Source organism: Enterobacter sp. IF2SW-B1, from assembly GCF_001743375.1.
Taxonomy (GTDB): Bacteria; Pseudomonadota; Gammaproteobacteria; order Enterobacterales; family Enterobacteriaceae; genus Enterobacter; species Enterobacter bugandensis.
Genome location: NZ_MJAA01000227.1, coordinates 1 through 469, shown reverse-complemented (window position 1 = coordinate 469; position 469 = coordinate 1). Strand labels below are relative to the sequence as shown.

Genomic DNA, 469 nt, shown 5'->3' with positions numbered 1-469 from the left:
GGCTGATTCAGCGCCGGGTGCGAACTTTCCAGCTAGGTGGTAAAGGCCATCTTTCCGCCCGGGCGTGCGACGCGATAAAGCTCGCGTAACGCCTGCGGCAGGCGGCTGCACCACTGCACCGCCAGATGGCTCCAGACCAGATCGACCTGCGCATCCGCCAGCGGGATCGCCTCGATATCCGCCTCTACATAGTGGTGCGCAGCCGGCTGCTGGCGCGCCTCGTCCAGCATGGCGGGCGACAGGGCGAGGGCCGTCACCTCGCTCCCCGCCTCGCGCCAGTCGCGGCTGTTGCTGCCGGGACCACAGCCGGCGTCCAGCACCTGCGGGAAGCGGTTCTCGCCAAGCGCGGCCAGAAGCCCCGGCGCGCGCTGGCGCGCGCGTTCAACCGGCGGCGAAGAGCAGCGAGCGGCCCGGCCCCACCCCGCCGCCCCCTCCAGCCACTAGAACCGACACCGGCCCCCGCGCCCGC

1 pseudogene is annotated in these 469 nt (G+C 72.3%); it reads right to left on the bottom strand.

Annotation, left to right across the window (positions count from 1 at the left end):
* Positions 1-35: 35 nt before the first annotated feature.
* Positions 36-437 (bottom strand): annotated as a pseudogene (locus A6013_RS24235) (methyltransferase domain-containing protein); the annotation flags it as partial.
* Positions 438-469 lie beyond the last annotated feature (32 nt).